General features: G+C 60.3%; 12 protein-coding genes. 4 read left to right on the forward strand and 8 right to left on the reverse strand.

Annotated elements, in window-relative coordinates; all coding sequences use genetic code 11:
* Window positions 1–68 precede the first annotated feature (68 nt).
* From NKH17_RS16355 to NKH17_RS16365, 3 genes are read left to right on the forward strand one after another with little or no spacing between them, the layout of a single operon-like run.
* On the forward strand, window positions 69–1,073 hold the full coding sequence (locus tag NKH17_RS16355; protein WP_352480477.1) for an SDR family NAD(P)-dependent oxidoreductase: 1,005 nt from the start codon (window positions 69–71) through the stop codon (window positions 1,071–1,073).
* Window positions 1,070–2,344, forward strand: coding sequence for a hypothetical protein (locus tag NKH17_RS16360; protein ID WP_352480478.1), 1,275 nt, complete (start codon window positions 1,070–1,072; stop codon window positions 2,342–2,344). The genes NKH17_RS16355 and NKH17_RS16360 overlap by 4 nt, the downstream gene beginning before the upstream one ends.
* Window positions 2,331–3,593, forward strand: coding sequence for a polysaccharide biosynthesis/export family protein (locus tag NKH17_RS16365; protein ID WP_352480479.1), 1,263 nt, complete (start codon window positions 2,331–2,333; stop codon window positions 3,591–3,593). Before NKH17_RS16360 ends, NKH17_RS16365 begins: the two co-directional genes overlap by 14 nt.
* A gap of 36 nt (window positions 3,594–3,629) precedes the next feature.
* Here the strand turns inward: NKH17_RS16365 and NKH17_RS16370 are convergent, their stop codons facing one another.
* Together NKH17_RS16370 and NKH17_RS16375 are read right to left on the reverse strand one after the other, a co-directional pair.
* On the reverse strand, window positions 3,630–4,928 hold the full coding sequence (locus NKH17_RS16370) for an HlyD family type I secretion periplasmic adaptor subunit (RefSeq protein WP_352480480.1): 1,299 nt from the start codon (window positions 4,926–4,928) through the stop codon (window positions 3,630–3,632).
* Between the two features lie 242 nt (window positions 4,929–5,170).
* Complete coding sequence (locus NKH17_RS16375) at window positions 5,171–6,922, reverse strand: type I secretion system permease/ATPase (protein ID WP_352480481.1); 1,752 nt, start codon at window positions 6,920–6,922, stop codon at window positions 5,171–5,173.
* A 406-nt stretch (window positions 6,923–7,328) separates the two neighbouring features.
* Between NKH17_RS16375 and NKH17_RS16380 the strand changes: the two genes are divergently transcribed.
* Window positions 7,329–8,021, forward strand: coding sequence for a N5-glutamine methyltransferase family protein (locus NKH17_RS16380; RefSeq protein WP_352803661.1), 693 nt, complete (start codon window positions 7,329–7,331; stop codon window positions 8,019–8,021).
* A gap of 85 nt (window positions 8,022–8,106) precedes the next feature.
* Here NKH17_RS16380 and NKH17_RS16385 read toward each other — a convergent pair whose 3' ends face one another.
* The 6 genes from NKH17_RS16385 to NKH17_RS16410 form a co-directional block, all read right to left on the reverse strand.
* Window positions 8,107–8,373: an acyl carrier protein gene (locus tag NKH17_RS16385; RefSeq protein WP_254819389.1), complete on the reverse strand. Its 267-nt coding sequence runs from the start codon at window positions 8,371–8,373 to the stop codon at window positions 8,107–8,109.
* A 56-nt stretch (window positions 8,374–8,429) separates the two neighbouring features.
* Window positions 8,430–9,986, reverse strand: coding sequence for a class I adenylate-forming enzyme family protein (locus NKH17_RS16390; RefSeq protein WP_352651107.1), 1,557 nt, complete (start codon window positions 9,984–9,986; stop codon window positions 8,430–8,432).
* A complete protein-coding gene (gene asnB, locus NKH17_RS16395) occupies window positions 9,983–12,004 on the reverse strand; it encodes an asparagine synthase (glutamine-hydrolyzing) (protein ID WP_352803658.1) in 2,022 nt (673 codons plus the stop codon). Before asnB ends, NKH17_RS16390 begins: the two co-directional genes overlap by 4 nt.
* Before the next feature lie 3 nt (window positions 12,005–12,007).
* On the reverse strand, window positions 12,008–12,991 hold the full coding sequence (gene nadE, locus NKH17_RS16400; RefSeq protein WP_352897719.1) for an NAD(+) synthase: 984 nt from the start codon (window positions 12,989–12,991) through the stop codon (window positions 12,008–12,010).
* A complete protein-coding gene (locus NKH17_RS16405) occupies window positions 12,988–15,726 on the reverse strand; it encodes an AMP-binding protein (RefSeq protein ID WP_352971423.1) in 2,739 nt (912 codons plus the stop codon). The genes nadE and NKH17_RS16405 overlap by 4 nt, the downstream gene beginning before the upstream one ends.
* 259 nt (window positions 15,727–15,985) lie before the next feature.
* Entirely contained in the window at window positions 15,986–16,234 is a 249-nt protein-coding gene (locus NKH17_RS16410; protein WP_254819531.1) for a hypothetical protein, read from the reverse strand.
* Window positions 16,235–16,312: the final 78 nt, after the last annotated feature.

Here is a 16,312-nt window from a genome sequence, read left to right on the forward strand (position 1 = left end):
GTGGGACATCGGCGCTCTCGTGGATTTGCAAAGTCAGTGCCTCACGTCATAGGGGGAACGCTTGGGTCATGGCATACAAGGGCAGGAAAGTTCTGGTTACGGGTGCCGATGGGTTCATCGGTTCGCATCTCACCGAGGCGCTCGTCCGTAGCGGTGCCGACGTCACCGCGGTGGCTCTCTACAATTCCTTCGACAGCCACGGCTGGCTGGACGATTTACCGGACACTATACGAAGCCAGTTGAACCTCATCCGCGGCGATGTTCGCGACAGCGCGTTCGTTAATCGGATCGTGCGCGGCCAGGCGGTCGTGTTTCATCTCGCCGCACTGATCGCTATCCCGTATTCGTATGCCGCCGCCCAGTCCTATGTGGAAACCAACATCCTGGGCACGGTCAACGTCCTCGAAGCGGCGCGCCAATGGGAGACAGAGCGTGTGGTGCACACCTCGACAAGCGAGGTTTATGGCACCGCGCTGACAATGCCTATCAGCGAGTCCCACCCATTGCAGGGACAGTCACCGTATTCGGCATCCAAGATCGGTGCGGACATGATGGCGGAGTCCTACGCCAGATCGTTCGACATTCCCGTGGTTATCATGCGGCCCTTCAATACGTACGGCCCACGCCAAAGTGAGCGGGCCATCGTACCGACCATCATACGTCAGGCTCTCGATAAAAAATGCCCTGCGATCATGGTGGGAGACACAAGCCCGATCCGCGACCTTACTTTCGTGGAAGACACTGCGGCGGCGTTTTTGACCGCAGGTTCGGCCGAGCTCGAATTTGGCCATGCCTACAATGCCGGAAGCCAGCGCGCTGTGACGATCTCGGACATATTGGATCTGGTGATCGAGTTGAGTGGCTGCAAGAAACCAATTCACCGCGACGAGCGCCGGCTGCGGCCGCAGAATTCCGAGGTGCGTGCCTTGCTGGCCGATTCTTCGCTCCTCGAAAGCAAGACTGGATGGCGCGCCCAGACCAGCCTGCGCGAAGGCTTGGAGCGGACCATCGGATGGTGGCAAGGGCGCCTCAGCGAAGGCCGGGTGCGACACGAAATGGGCTACATGACATGACCTTTCGCCCGCGTGGGTTGGCTCCGCTGTTGATTGCGGCTGCCTTGTCGTTGGGTTTGTCCACGGCCAGCGGCCGGCAAGACAGCGCGCCGACACAGTTTGTCGCGCCAGTGATGATGGATCTGCCCGATTATCTCCAACCCGCGACGGATCCAGCCTTCGGGACAGTTTTCATGCGCATCACCAAGCCTGGCGCTCTTGGCAACGGCGTCGTATGCGAGAAGAAATTTTGCAGCCACCGTTATTCCAGCTCCCAGGCGTGGAATTCAGACCAGAGCCTCCTCGTCATCACCAACGGCTGCAATGGCATGTGCTTTTTCGACGGGCACACCTATGTCCCGCTTTTCCGTCGCGCTCGATCGGCTGAATGCGAATGGCATCCGCAAAATCCCGATCTGATGATTTGCGTTCAGGACCGGAAAATTTCGACCTGGGCGCCACGGACCAATCGCGAAGACGTGCTGTTCGTGTCGCCGAATTACCATGATCTTCAGTTCGGTCCGTCCAAAGGCAATCCTAGCCGCGACGGCGATCGCATAGCAGTGCGCGCGATCCGTGGGGATGGTGCGATGGTTGCCTTTGCCTATGATCTCAAGCAGCGCCGGAAATTTCCTGACATCGATCTTGCCCAGCTTGCCGGAACGGTCAGCGCCTGCTCGATCTCCCCGCTGGGAGCGAACATCCTGTGCTTTCAGAACGTGAACGAAGACACAGAACAGCGAGCTATTTTCTCCGTCGACGGGACGTTGCGGCAGAGGTGGACGGACCATCATCGGCCCGGCCATGGCGATATGACGGTCGATGATGACGGTAGCGAAGTTTTCGTGGGCATCAGCAAATCCGACCCTGACAAATATCACGTCATCAAAAGGAGACTGATTGACGGGAAGGTCACCTCGCTTATGAAATTTGGCGAAGCGGAGCATGCGTCCGCGCGGGCACTGGACAGGAGCGGCTGGGTGTTCGTGAGCTATGGCGGCAATCCCGATGAGATATCTGCCAATCGCGACTGGGCGCCATATGCGCGAGAGGTGATCGCGCTGCGCCTCGACGGCAGCGGTGAGGTTCGACGAGTCACGCAAACCCACAACGTCCCGTCCGACTATTGGAGCGAAACCCATGCCTCGCCGTCCCCCGACGGCTCACAGGTGATCTGGTCGAGCAACTGGGGCGTGCCTGGCGGGCCAGTCTACGAATTCATCACCCGTCTCGATTGGCCGGAAGAGTCGCGGTCGAACCAGAAGGAGATTGCCGCCAATGGTCCTCGTTAATCGAATCCTTCTTGTCGTGCTCGGCATGCTAGCCGCGATGGAAACGGCCGCTGCGGCGGAAGCACGGGTTCCTTATCGACTTTCCGCCGGCGATACCGTCGAGATAGGAATTGCCTCCATCTCTGAGCGAACGCAACGTGCGGTGGTCCAGATGGACGGCACGATCGCGCTTCCCGAAGTCGGGATGGTTTCGGTTGGCGGCCTGACTCCGGCCGAACTGCAGACACGCATGCAGACGATCTTGCCAACCAAGATATTCCACCAGCGGCTGCCTGACGGGCGGGAGCAAATGATCGTCATCAAGCCGACAGACGTGACCGCCGTGGTTGCAGAGTACAGGCCGATCTATGTGACTGGCGACGTGCTCACTCCCGGACAGCAGGCCTATCGCCCGCTGATGACCGTGCGGCAGGCGATTGCCGTGTCAGGTGGCTTCAGCCTTTTGCGGTCCCGGGCAAACCAGGTTGGCCCCGATCCGGTGGATCTGCGGCGCGATTATGAGTCGCTTTGGGGGGAATACACGAGAGACTATTTTCACAGCGCCCGTCTCCGCGCCGAACTTCAGGGTAAGTCGACTTTCGACATGCAGCCACCACAAGGGTCGCCCTTGTCGGCAGGTTTTGCGTCGGCGATCGCGCAGGCCGAAGCAGAAGGGCTGAAGCTCTCGTTGGACAATTTCCAGAAAGAGCAGAGCTTTCTCGATAAAAGTGGCAAGGATGCTGCAGCGCAAACCGAGACCTTGCTCGAGCGCGAGCGGGCCGAAGCGGATGGGGTGAAGGCGGACGAAGACGAACTGGCGCGCGTAAGGAAAGCGTTTGAGTCGGGAAATCTAACCAATACCCGGCTCGCCGACGTCCGGCGCGCTTTGGTACTCTCTTCCAGCCGGGCACTCGAAACCTCGGTTGAACTTATGAGAGCACGACGTCAGCAGGACGATTTTGCCAGACAGCGCGAACGCAATGACAACCAAAGAAGGATCGGTCTGCTGACCGAGCTGAAGGATACCAACGTGCGCCTTGCCGACGTCAGCGCAAGACTTCGCGCCGCCAGCCAGAAGTTGCAGCCCACGGGAGCGGCCGCCCTGCCGTTGCCGGTTGCCGGCGAAAGGATCCAGGCCGAGGTCACGATCGTTCGCAAGCTCGGCGAAGAATGGCGGAAACAGCTTGTCCAAGAAGACACCGAGGTCATGCCGGGAGACACGATCGAGGTCAGGTTCAGCAGCGCTCTCGAAAACGCGGCGACCCGATGAACCCGCCGGGCTGCCGGTTGAGAGTGTGGCAGCCCCTTACTGCCTGAAGGCCCTGGAGAACTGGTCGGTAAGAGGCTTCATCAAGTAGGACCAGACACTGCGCTCGTCGGTTCTTATGTGGACTTCGGCGGGCATGCCGGGTTTGAGTATTTTCTCTCCAGTCAGGCAGGTCGCTTCATTCTCGACGTCGATGCGAGCCGAAAAATAGGAAAGCTGGCGTTGCTGATCCTTGATCAGATCCGCTGAGACGCGCTTGACCGAGCCTTCGCAAGCAGGTGTGGTGCCGGCGTCGAACGCCGGAAAGCGGATCGACACCTGCTGTCCGGGATGAATCTCATCGATACGCGACGGAGGAATGGAAGCGTCGACAACAAGGTTGTCGGAATCGGGCACAATCATCATGAGCACCTCTCCGGCGCCAATTACGCCTCCGACGGTGTGGACCGAGGATTCTTGTACCGTGCCCGACTGCGGGGCACGAATGTCTGTCCTGCTGAGTTCGTCTTCGGCCACCACCTTGCGCTCACTGAGTTCGGTCTGCTTGGCTTCCGTTTCGCGAAGTTCGTTGGTCACGTCGCTCCGCATTTGTTCGTCGAGCTGAAGCACCTGCAGGTCCGTTTCACTGATGTGAGCCTGTACCTCCGCTATCGCCGCGACAAGGCGTCCCGATTCGCCGCGAGTCCGGGTCTTCTCCAGGCTGACATTGCTCAACCTCTCCTTGGACACCAACTTCTTTGCATAGAGAGATTCGACATCTGCAAGGTTCTTGGTCAGCAGATCCAGAGACTCGTCCGTCGCAGACTGCTGCGATTTGAGGCCATCGATCTGACGTTCCAGCTGCTTCGAGCGGCTTTGCAATTGGGCTTTCTGGCCAGCCAGCGCCGCAGCACGGCTTTCAAACAAGGCACGCTCGCCACTGACAAGTGCCGCCACTTGCGGGTCACCCATTTGAGCGCGAAGGTCGGGCGGGATCTGCATTTCCGGCAGACCCTGGCGCTCGGCCTCCAGTCGGGCCAGACGAATGGTGGCGCGATTGAGGTCCTCGGTGATTATCTGCAGGTTTGCTCGGGTCAAGGTGTTGTCCAGCCTGACCAACACGTCGCCGGCCTTCACATGATCGCCGTCCTGCGCGAAGATTCCGCCGATGGTGCCGCCGGTTTGATGCTGCACTTTTTTTATGTTGCTTTCGACCACCACAGTCGCAGGCGCAATCACCGCGCCGGCAATCTTGGTCAATCCCAACCAGAGCCCTCCGCCAAAGACCAACAGCAAGCTGGTTGCCAGGCCCAGGAGCAGATTGGCCCGGATTCCATCCGGCTCTGGCTTCGTCCCCAACGAACGGCTCTCACCGCCGGCGGCGACGTATGACGACACGGTAACAGTGGAGCGATACCTCGCATATGCTCGTCCGCACCTTTGCGCGGCGGAACGACAATTTGTTGCCAGGCCCCGGACCAGATTACCCCAGGGTAGATTGGCTCGAATGCCATCCGACTCCGGCTTCGCCCCGGTCGGCTGGCCTTCGCCGCCAACCGCAGCATATGACGACATGGTCACGTTAGACACTAAGCAATACCTCACGCATGCCCGCTTGCACCGTGCTGCAGCGGAACGACAATGTTTGGCTTGTCCGGACGCGGGAAGGGCCGGACCACATTTGCCAGAACGTCTTCGCGCGAGCCGAACGAATGGAGCATCCCGTTCGACAGGACGAGTACCTGATCGATGTTGACGAGAGCGGAGGGGCGATGCGCAACGACGATCACGATACCGCCGCGCTGACGCACAGCCAGGATTGCGCCGGCCAAAGCAGCATCGCCGTCTGCGTCCAGATTGGAATTTGGTTCGTCAAGAACGACGAGGAAGGGATCGCCGTAAAGTGCCCTGGCAAGCCCGACGAGCTGCCTCTGCCCAGCCGAAAGGGCCGCGCCGCCTTCTCCGATGCGTGTTTGAAAACCCTGCGGAAGACGCATGATCATCTTGTCCACGCCCGCAGCCTTGGCAGCTGCCAGCACGCCTTTTGCGTCGCTTTTGCCGCCGAACCTCGAAATGTTATCGGCGATCGTCCCGTCGAACAGCTCAACGTCCTGTGGCAGGTAGCCAATATGAATGCCGAGCAGTTCTGAGTTCCACTGATCGAGCGAGGCGCCGTCCAATCTTACCGTGCCACGAAGCGGCTTCCACGCCCCGACCAAAGCGCGCACGAGCGTGGTCTTGCCGGAGCCGCTCGGGCCGACGACCGCGAGCCCTGCGCCTCTTGCCAAGCGGAAGCTTACATTGAAGATGGTTGGCTTCTGCAGGCTTGGTGGCGCGACAGTCAAATCTTCGACCGCAAGCTCCGCCTTTGGGCGCGGCAGTTCCATTGTCTCTTGCTGGCTAGCAAAGGCATCCAGCGCTGCCGCCAGCTCGGAATAGCTCTTGCGGGTTGCCAGAAACCCTCTCCAGTTTGCGATGGCCACATCGACCGGCGCCAGTGAGCGGCCCAGCAAAATGGACGATGCAATGATCACGCCGGGCGAGGCCTCGCCCCCGATCACAAGGTAGGCACCAAGCCCCAGCACACATGATTGCAAGGCCATTCGGAGCGTCTTCGACAGTGAGCTCGCTGCGCCGACGACGTCCGAAAGCCGTTCCTGGTTCTTCAGATAAAGATGACTGACCTCGTTCCAGCGCCGGCTAAGCGGAGCAGACAGGCCCATCGCCTGAACGACCTCTGCATTGCGGCGGCCGGAATCCGCCAGCAGCCGCTGCGCGACGAGTGTTTCAGATGCACGAGCCGCAGGTTTGCGGCCGATGATCTCGGCAACCACCGTCAAAAAAACAACGGCGCATGCACCGAGCGTTGCCAGCACGCCAAGGGCGGGGTGCAGCAGATAGATGACCACCATATAAAATGGTATCCAGGGAGCATCGAATAAGACCGTCGGCCCCAGCCCGGAAAGAAAGCCACGTAGCTGGTCCAGATCACGAAGCGGGTGTATCCGGTTCGCATCCGGCCCGGCGACGAGGGGCAGGGAAAGCGAGGCTGCAAACGCCTTTTGCTGCAGATTTTTATGCAGGCGGCTGCCGATGCGGACCAACAGGCGAAGCCTCACGAAATCGAGGAGCCCATAGGCCGCGTAAAGTCCCAGCATCCCGACGGTAAATCCGATAAGAGTCGGCACGCTCTGCGAAGGCAGCACGCGGTCGTAGACCTGGAGCATGTAGACGGAGCCGGTCAAGGCGAGGATATTTATCAATGCGGAGAAAACGCCTACGCCGACGAGGCCGTGCACACAGCCAAACATTGCGGAGCGTAGATCGAGCGAGCGCTCTTTGGTCGACTTCATGATGCGCGCTCGTTGACGCGAAATTGCCGCGCAATCTCGTCGATTCTTTCGATGAGGGACAAACTTTAACCTTCCGGGAAGCAGCAGCTCCGCCCCGCTGCTGGAACATTACGAATTGCTTACATATGTGCCTTCTTTGATTAAAATGTAGCAAAATCGTGACGCCAGGCTGAGAATTCGGCAACTGGCTCGCCAGCCTGGGGATAACCGGCTCGAGTAAGGAGATATTCCTAATCATGACACGGCGCAGAAGCTTATGGTCATCTTTGTAGCATCAGGGCTTCAAAGCGTCTGAGGCGGGATTGGGTTTTGATTTTGTCGATCGAGAGTTAAGCGGTTTTAAGATACACTTTATCGGTGCGCCATTGTCGGCCACCAACGCCGGGTAAAACGGGAGGTGAGTGTCGTGAGCGAAGAGATCAATGTCGCCGATGCCTATGGCAGGGGCCGCAGCACCTTCATGGGACTGCAGCTGCTCGTCTCGCCCGGTGCGCTTGTTCCTCGACCGGAAACGGAACTGCTCGGCAACGCCGCTCTCGATGTTCTGAGCCAACTGAACTTGCCGGTACCTCGCGTTGTCGACATGTGCTGTGGGGCGGGCAATCTGGCGTGCGCCATCGCGCACCACGCCCCCACCGCGCGCGTGTGGGCAAGCGATCTTACCGACGGATGCGTGCAGGTCGCGCGCCGCAACGTCATCCATCTTGATTTGGAGGAGCGGGTAACGGTGCTTCAGGGCGACTTGTTCAGCGCCTTCTCCGGCCTGGAGCTTGACGGCACGATCGATGTGGTCGTTTGCAACCCGCCCTACATTTCGGAAAAACGGCTCGAGGGCGACCGTTCGCACCTGGTCGAACTCGAGCCGCGTGAAGCATTCGCAGCCGGCCCCTACGGCCTGAGCATCCACATGCGGGTGCTGAAGGAGGCGCCGCGTTATTTGCGGCGCGGAGGCATCCTGCTTTTCGAGGTCGGCCTTGGCCAGGACCGGCAGGTCATGAGTTTGCTCGAGCGTTCCAAGGTCTATGAGAGTATCCGGGCAGTCACCAATCCAGCCGGCGAGGGCCGGGTGGTTGTGGCACATACAAAGGCGCAGGCATAAGCGCCACAGTCGCGGCAGGCTTCAGACGCGCTGTCGCGGCTTAAAACAGCCGGGGATTTGAAACAGAGCTGCGGGCTTTCGGCAATCAGTTTCTCTTGCGCATAACGTATCGCGCAATTCCCTGGATGGAATCGAGGTTCTCGGGCAGCAGCTCGCTGTCTTCGACCGTGATGCCGAAGGTCTCCTCGATGAAGCCGATAACCTCGAGCACCCCCGTCGAGTCCACGATGCCCTGGTCGAGAAGCGAGGTGTCGCTCTCCAGACTGTCCGGATCGGCTATATAGAAATTCGAGGCCAGGAAAGCGCGAATTTGTTCACTGAAGGTATCGGTTCTATCCTTGGTAGATAACATTGATTTCGCCTCCGGTACAAAAGATGAATGCTGATCAACTTCGCTTTGGTGCCGACTCATGACAGGGCCGTTTTTTTGAGTTTGCCCGTGTCGGTCATCGGCAGACTGGGTACGATGACGATGGACTTCGGAACCATGAAGTTTTCCAGCCGTCTCTGGCACTCTTTCTGCAACTGCTTTTCGCCGAGCATGCTTCCCTGCTCCATCACGACAAACGCCTTCACTGCTTGCCCGAGCAGCTCGTCCGGAACGCCGATGACCGCGGCTTCCCGTACGCCGGCAATGTTCATCAACGCGTTTTCCACCTCCTTCGGCGCTATCTTCTCTCCGCGCGATTTTATGATCTCGTCGCCGCGACCGACAAAGTAGAGATAGCCCTCGGCGTCCATCCGGCAGTAGTCGCCGGTGTACAGGACCTGCTCACCCGGCAGCGGTCCGGGTTTGAGCTTTCTGGCTGTCGCCTCCGGCTTGCCCCAATAGCCCTTCATCACCGTCGCTCCGCGGATGACGAGCTGACCAACGACGCCGGGTCCGACCCGCCTGTCATGCTCGTCGACAATCCACATTTCCGTGTTGGGGATGGCGATGCCGACGCTCAACGGCTTTCGCTCCAGATCGTCCGGCGGCAGGTAGGTGCAGCGCTTGCATTCGGTAAGGCCGTACATCGAATAGATACGGGCGCCAGAAAACAGCTCCTGCAGCAGGAGAATGTGCTTGAGCGGCAGGGCGGCCGCAGTGTTGGTGACATAGCGAATGCTCGAAAAATCCTGATCCCTCAGAGACTTGAGCTCCCCGAGTGCGGCAAAGATGGTCGGTACGCCGGGAAAGCCCGTCACCCTTTCTTGCTTGATCAGCCCAAGGATCTGCGCCGGGAAGGCGAACGAGCGCTCAAGCACCAGCCGGGCGCCCGCGCCGAACGCCATGATCATCTGGTAAAGACCGTAGTCGAAGGCGAGCGGCAGGACATTGAGGATCACCTCGTCTTCGGCAAGCGCCAGGTACGAGGAAATCGAGGCGCATGCGGCGATCATGTTTCGATGCGTCAGCATCACGCCCTTGGGCTCGCCCGTCGAGCCGGACGTATAAATGATCGCAGCGAGATCGATGTCGATGCAGCGGCGCGCGGGCGGCGTGCTGCGGGCTGCCGCGACCGCAGTATCCCAGCGCACAGCATGCGGAAGTTCTTGCAGGTCGTTGCGTTCGATCGGCCCGGAGACGATCATGCGGCGCAACGATGGGCAATTCCGCGCCGGATCCCTGAAAATCGAGTGCAGGTGTTTGTCGGTGATCAGTGCCGTCGGGCGGCAATCGTTGAGCAAATAATCGAGCTTGTCGCTTTTGGTGAGTGGATTGACGATGCACACCACGGCGTTGGCCTTGAGCACCGCCCAGAAAGCGACGACGGCCTCGACAGTGTTGTCGGCGAAGATCACCACTCGATCGCCACGCGCAATTCCAGCCTCGGTCAAATGGTGCGCTATGGCGTTCGAGCGCATGTCGAGATCGCCATAGGTGACACGTTGATTGCCGCACACCAGGGCCACCTTGGCGCCGAGCCGGCTGGCAGAGTTGGTGAGATAGTCGTGCAGGAGGGGTACGGCGCCATGCATCATGCGAGCACCTCTTCACGATGCTCGCGGTCGATATCGATGCTGAGCTTGAGCGTGCGAGCCCCACTTGGACGGCTCGCGATAAATTGCCGATGGAGAAGCTGCGTCGACAGCACTCCGACCAGCGCCATATTGTCGGAGTTGGACAGGTCGCCGCCGCCGGCGCTGGCTTGGCACTTGCTCAGGAGCCGGGTCACGGATTTGGGATCGAAGACGTTCGCTTCGCGCAGCGCCGCCTCCGAAAGTGCTTCGCGAATGTAGGCCGGAGCGCCATCTGCGACGAAGCAAAGCGCGTTGGGGGCCCGGTAAGGCTGTTTCTTGCGGGTGACGATTTCCGACGGCACGATCGGTTGCGCCAAACGTTTCAGCACATGCTTTTCGTCGAGCACGCGCAGCTTATAGGCGGCCGGAAGCGAATTCGCGAGCCTCACGAGGTCATGGTCGAGGAACGGGAAGCGCCCTTCGACGGAATGAGCCATGAGCATCCTGTCCCCTTGTGAGGACAGCAGGTAGCCCGACATCAGCGTCTGGATCTCGATATACTGGTCCTGCGCAAGAGAGCCCCATCGCGAAAACTCCGGCGGCAGGCGGGCAAGCAGCTCGGACACGGCGTTATGGCGCTCCGTTTGGGCGCGCATGTCTGGCGAAAACAGCCGCTTGATGGCGCTTGTGGTACGCCAGCGCGTGCCATGCGCAAAACCAGGCGCATCACAGGCATGGATGTCGCGCCCGAAGAACTGGCGTGCCATCGCTTGCTGCTGTACCGGCGAGCGGCTGAGATAGGGATAGAGGCGCTCCAGCAAACGGGAGCGTCGCTTCGAGGCGGGCTGGCGTCCCCAGAAGCGGCGGACCTTGCCTTCGCGGAACAAATCGTAGCCGGCGAACATTTCGTCGGCCCCTTCGCCGGTCAGCACGACCTTGATGCCATGCTGGCGCACCAGTCTCGAGAGCAGGAACAGCGGCGCCGGCGCGGTTCTTAGGATTGGCCGCTCGGCATGGTAGATCACCTCAGGGAAGATGCCAGCGATATCGCTGCGCGAAACAACCACCTCATGATGGTCGCTGCCGGCCACGCCGGCAACCAGGCGCTGGAAATGCGTCTCATCATATTCGGCGTCGGCAAAACGCAGCGAGAAAGTCTGGAAGCGCTCGCCCGCGAAGCGTCTCCCCAGCGTGGCGACCAGTGAGCTGTCGAGCCCGCCGGACAAATAGCAGCCAACCGGCACGTCGGCGCGTACTATCCTGAGCGCCGTCGCGGTCTCCAGGGCGCTGCGCACTTCCTCCACCGCGTCATCAAGCGAGCCGCTGAATTCATCATCGCCAGGCCCGTCAACCTCTGGATAGGCAGGCTTCCAAAAAGCCCGCTCGCGAACGACGCCGCGGTCATAAATGCGGACATGCCCAGGCGTGAGTTCGCTTACTCCTCCAAACACGCCTTGTGGCGGCGCGACAGTCCAAAGAGTAAAAGTCTGATCGATGCCGGCTGGATCGAACGCGCGGGGTATGTCCGCATCGGCCGCGAAAATGGCCTTCACCTCGCTGGCGAAGTAAAGCCGTCCGCCATGCTCGCAAAAGTGCAGCGGGCAGATGCCGAACCGATCCCGCGACAAGACGAGACGACCAGCCACGGAGTCCCAGATGGCGACTGCCCACTGCCCATTCATTCGCTCGAAGGCGGCCTCGCCCCAGGCATGATAGGCATGGACGATGACCTCGGTGTCGCTGCGTGTGCGGAAGCGATAGCCGAGCGCGGCCAGGTCTTGTCGCAGCTCGACGTAATTGAAGATTTCGCCGTTGAAGACGATCCACATCGTGTCGCCCGCGCCGGCGAGTGGCTGCTGGCCGCTCGCGAGATCGATGACGGATAGGCGGGCATGTGCCAATCCCGCACGTCTGTCCCGGTAGAGGCCACGCTCGTCCGGGCCGCGATGCGCCAGCGCGCCCACCATGCGCATCAGCGCATCCCGGGAAGGGGGAGCCGCGGCGCCGCTCAGCGACACAATTCCGGCGATGCCGCACATCGCCTAGCCCTCGCCCATTGAAGAGGACACCAACGGCCGCGCGTGAAGATAACGTGCGGCGCGCCGCTTGCTATCGATATCCTTGAAGACTTTCTGGACCTGCGCCTCGGTGAGGCCGGTTGCCTCAGCGACCTCTTCGCTGGCTATCCCGTGGTTCAAGCCGTAGAGGCACAGATCCATCAAATAATAAGGCAGCGCGAAGTAGAACTCCTCCTGACTCTGCGGCATCGAGAAGGTGTCCGTGGTGGGCGGTCTTCGCCGGACCTCTTCCTCCACCCCAAGATATTCGGCCAATTGATAGACCTGGGTCTTGTAGAGGTGGACGATTGGCATCAGGTCGGCAATTCCGTCGCCTTGCTTGACGAAGAAGCCCTGGTCGTACTCCAGGCGGTTCGGCGTGCCCGCTACCGCGTAGTTGAGGCGGTCGGCATGGTAGTATTCGGTCATCTTGCGCAGGCGCTGCTTGTAATTGGTTGCCGCGACGATCTGCAGATAGGCTGCCGACGGCAGACGCACCGTGTCGGTCCTGCCCTCGGGATCCTGAACCGTGAGGCGCGTGATGTTGAGACCGTTGCTCTCGAGAACCGAGGCGAGCACCAGCTTGCATTTCCAGCCGTCCCCATATTCGGGAACGACAGTCTTGATTGCTTCGGTCTGTCGTCTGTAGGCGCCGATCGCTTCGAGGGCCGGCGTTATATCCTCCAGGACCGTATCGATACCAAGCTGCGCGGCGACGGTGCGGCCGAGCCTTAGCGAGTCGCCGGAGGAATGGCGCTCCGGCATGAATATCCCGAGGACCTTGTCTTTTCCAAAGGCGCGAACACACAACGCCGCGACGACTGAGCTGTCGATGCCGCCTGAGAGGCCGACAACCACCCCTCGACGTCGCAGGGTGCCAAAGACCTGCTGGCGCAAGATCTGGACGATGCGATCGACTTCCGCGCCAGCGTCGAGCACCAGGGCGTCTTTGCCGAATGTTGAGATCAGGTCGATGGCTTGTACTCCAGTTTGCGAGACTCGGTTGGCGAATAGGTTTGCGCCACCGCTTTCTCGATAAGGGGACGGTTGGTGGCGAGGTGAGGCTCTATGACCAGGTCGATATGGGTGCCGACGATCGGAATCACGTCCAGATGGGCGAAAACGCGATCCCAGCCGATGGCCAGAGTCATTCCGGGTCGAGCACAGCGAAACAGGGTGCCGGTGATCGGCAGCGCCGGCTTCGGCTCTGTCAGCCACTGGAAGAAGGCCCGTGCCCGCAAAACCTCCTGCAGTTCCAGTTTGGTTCTAAAGCTCGTCGCATTGAATTGTCCCTGAGCGTAGCGATCGAGAAACCGGACCAGTTGCGCCTCTCGCCGCATTTTCACGGCGACTTTCGCGAGGGCGCGGCAAGCCATCCGGGAAGCGGATACGCGGTTGGTCCGGATTCGATTGAATGTGCGCGTAAACGTCTCCAAGTAGGCGCTTCGCTCGCCGATGAGGCTGGTGTCGAGGATGCCGAGGAACTTTACAGTTCGCCCCGCGGCCAGCAGCCGCGCCGCAACTTCGAAAGCAACAGCCCCGCCGAGCGAATGGCCAAGAAGTCGTATGTTACCCGAAGGTTGAGTGCGGCGGATCTGCTCGACGGCGGCATCGGCCATGTCGGCGAGGCTGTTTTGCCCGCGCAGTATCAGAGCCAGGGCCGGATACCTGATCGGGGCAACGCGGGTGACCTTGCCCATCGCTGCTGCAAAGGCAGCAAGGCTCGGGCCATAGCCGACCGACCCCGGGAACAGAAAAAGAATGGGAGGGTCGTGCTTCTCGGCGCGCGCGCTTTGGTCGCCTGCCTGTGCAGACACGACCGCCTTGACCATTTCGTCCAGGCTCATCCCGACGGTGAAGGCCTCAAGACCGAGTTCCTGCCCGATAGCGCTTTCGATTTCCATGACGCAGTGCAGCAGCTTCAGTGAATCTCCTCCGGCGTCATCCCAGCGCCCTGCCGCCACCCGCGTATTAAGAATGCTGGTCCATGCCCGCTGGACGACCTGCTGCGCCGTCAGCTTGCCTCGCGGCTCGAGCGGACGCTCGATCGCTGCCGTCTCTCTGGCTGAAAGATCCATGTCTGCAAGTGTCGTGATGTCGACTTTGCCGCTCGGCAGACGCGGCATCTCGGCGATCGTGTGCAACCGCAGGGGACGCAGCGGTGGCGGCAGATTGGACCTGACAAGCTGGCGAAGCTCGTCTGAAAAGGCCGCTTCGGCCGAGCGCCGAGGAACAACAAAGGCGACAAGCTCATTCGCCGCACCCACGATTGCCACAGCATCCGCAACAGAGGGTGCGCAACGCAGCACCCGTTCGAGTTCGGCTGGCTCGACGCGTCGACCATTGATCTTTACCTGGCGCCCCTTGCGACCGACGATGTGCAGTAGGCCTTGGTCATCAAGTCGAACGAGGTCACCCGTCGCAAAAATCCGAAGGCTTGGATCGTCCGGGTCTGATGTTGCCTGCACAACCGCCCCGTCCTCCCAATGGCCAAGCAAGACATAGGGGCTCCTGATCAGAAGCTCTCCGCGGTGGCCTGGTTGAACGCGGCGGCCCGCTTTGTCGACAATTGCAAAGGTGATGCCAGGCAGTAGCCAGCCAACTGGAACCGAATCTCCATGCTCCGGCCAGTCTCGCGGCAGGAACCATTGCGAGCCCGTGGTCTCGGTCGACGAGTAACCGATCTGGATGAGGCACGTATCGGAGACGGCCTTGCGCAGCAGGGCGATGTCGCTCCACGGCACCTTCTCGCCACCGATCCGAGCGACTCTGAGTGAATGAAACGCTTCCGCAGGTCCGTCTGCCATAAGCGCGCGAAGCAGTGCCGGCACCAGATAGGTGATCGTCACGCCCGCGGATCGCACCAGACGTTGCACGGCGCGCAAGCCGACCGCTTCGACTTCGACCAGATGCAAGGTGGCGCCGGTGAGAAGAGCCGCAAGAATTTCCCGGCACCCGGCGATTGTGGCGGGTCCGGTCAATGGCAGGAAAACATCATCCGAGTTTATGTGGCATGCATCGACATATTGCTGGACCCGGCACAGCAAGCTGCGCTGGCTGTTAACGATGCCTTTGGGCCGGCCCGTGCTTCCTGACGTATAAAGCACGATGGCGGGCGCATCGACCGAGGCGAAATAAGACTGAGGCACTTGCCCACCCTGCGAGGCCGCACTGGTCGACACATCGATCCAACTGACCCGGTGAGGCAAACCGTCGGGTCGGACATTGCCCTCGCCCAGAATAGCTGAGAGTCGCGCCCCGGCCACGATTTCAAGAATCCGCGGGCCAGGATCTCGTGCGTTCAGCGGCACCGAAGGGCGCCCAGCCGCCATGCTTGCCAGCATGGCGATGGGATACCAGGCTGAGTTGGCCTGAAGAATCCCTATCGCCTGTCCATCTGGGACGGCCGCCGCGATCTGGCAGGACAGCGTCTCGACTGACCGGAGAAGCTGGGAATAGGTCAGACGATTGGCGCCGTCGCTGATCGCAAGCTTGTCGGGGTACTGGCGGACGATATTTCTCAGGTGCTCGAAGGCCGCAATGTTGGTAAAATCGGCGCCCAATCTTTGAAATGGGCGCAGTACGGGACCACCCTGATCCAGTGGGTATTGTGGGACACTTGACCAATTATCGGAGGTCGTTGTCTGACAATCCACCGCTAGATCCTGATCCGCGACTTCTGATCCCAAATATGCCGAAGACATGAGTTGCCTACGCTAAGATTAGGGTCACTTATCGCCCCCCGCCCCGATCTTTTCATCGATCATTCTGATGATGCCCTTCGCCTGTTTCGCAAGCCGCGGGCCGAGCCAATCATGCCGAGCTCGCTGGCTGCCGTGGTGCGCATGACACGGCGAGCACTGGCGTTTGTGCCAAGTTGGCAACGCCTGTTGGACACATGCCAAGGCGGGATGAAGACAAAGGTGGGTTGAAGACGGAATTGCGGCTGCGCAGGCATATTGCCTATTCTGTGTTTCTCCCGGGCGATACAGGCGATGCTTCGGTGTCGGAATAGCTGCCGGGGGCGAAACAATATGCATAGATCTGTCCCCGATTTTCGTCGGTCACGCGAATCCAATCCTTTTCCCACGTTCGGAAGGTAATACGCCCGCCCGTCATCATAGCTGCGGCTCTGAACGGACTCGGCGCGTTGACAACGCGCACCGATATAACATCGTCGCCGTCCATACGCTCGACGAGATACGTCTGCATGAAAGCCTCCCCATGCCCCGCTAGATCACCCGCACTTTAACGACGGCTAATCAATTCGGTTGCAACGTGTTTTGCGAA

Origin of the sequence: Mesorhizobium sp. M1334, from assembly GCF_040317995.1 — a bacterium.
GTDB lineage: Bacteria > Pseudomonadota > Alphaproteobacteria > Rhizobiales > Rhizobiaceae > Mesorhizobium.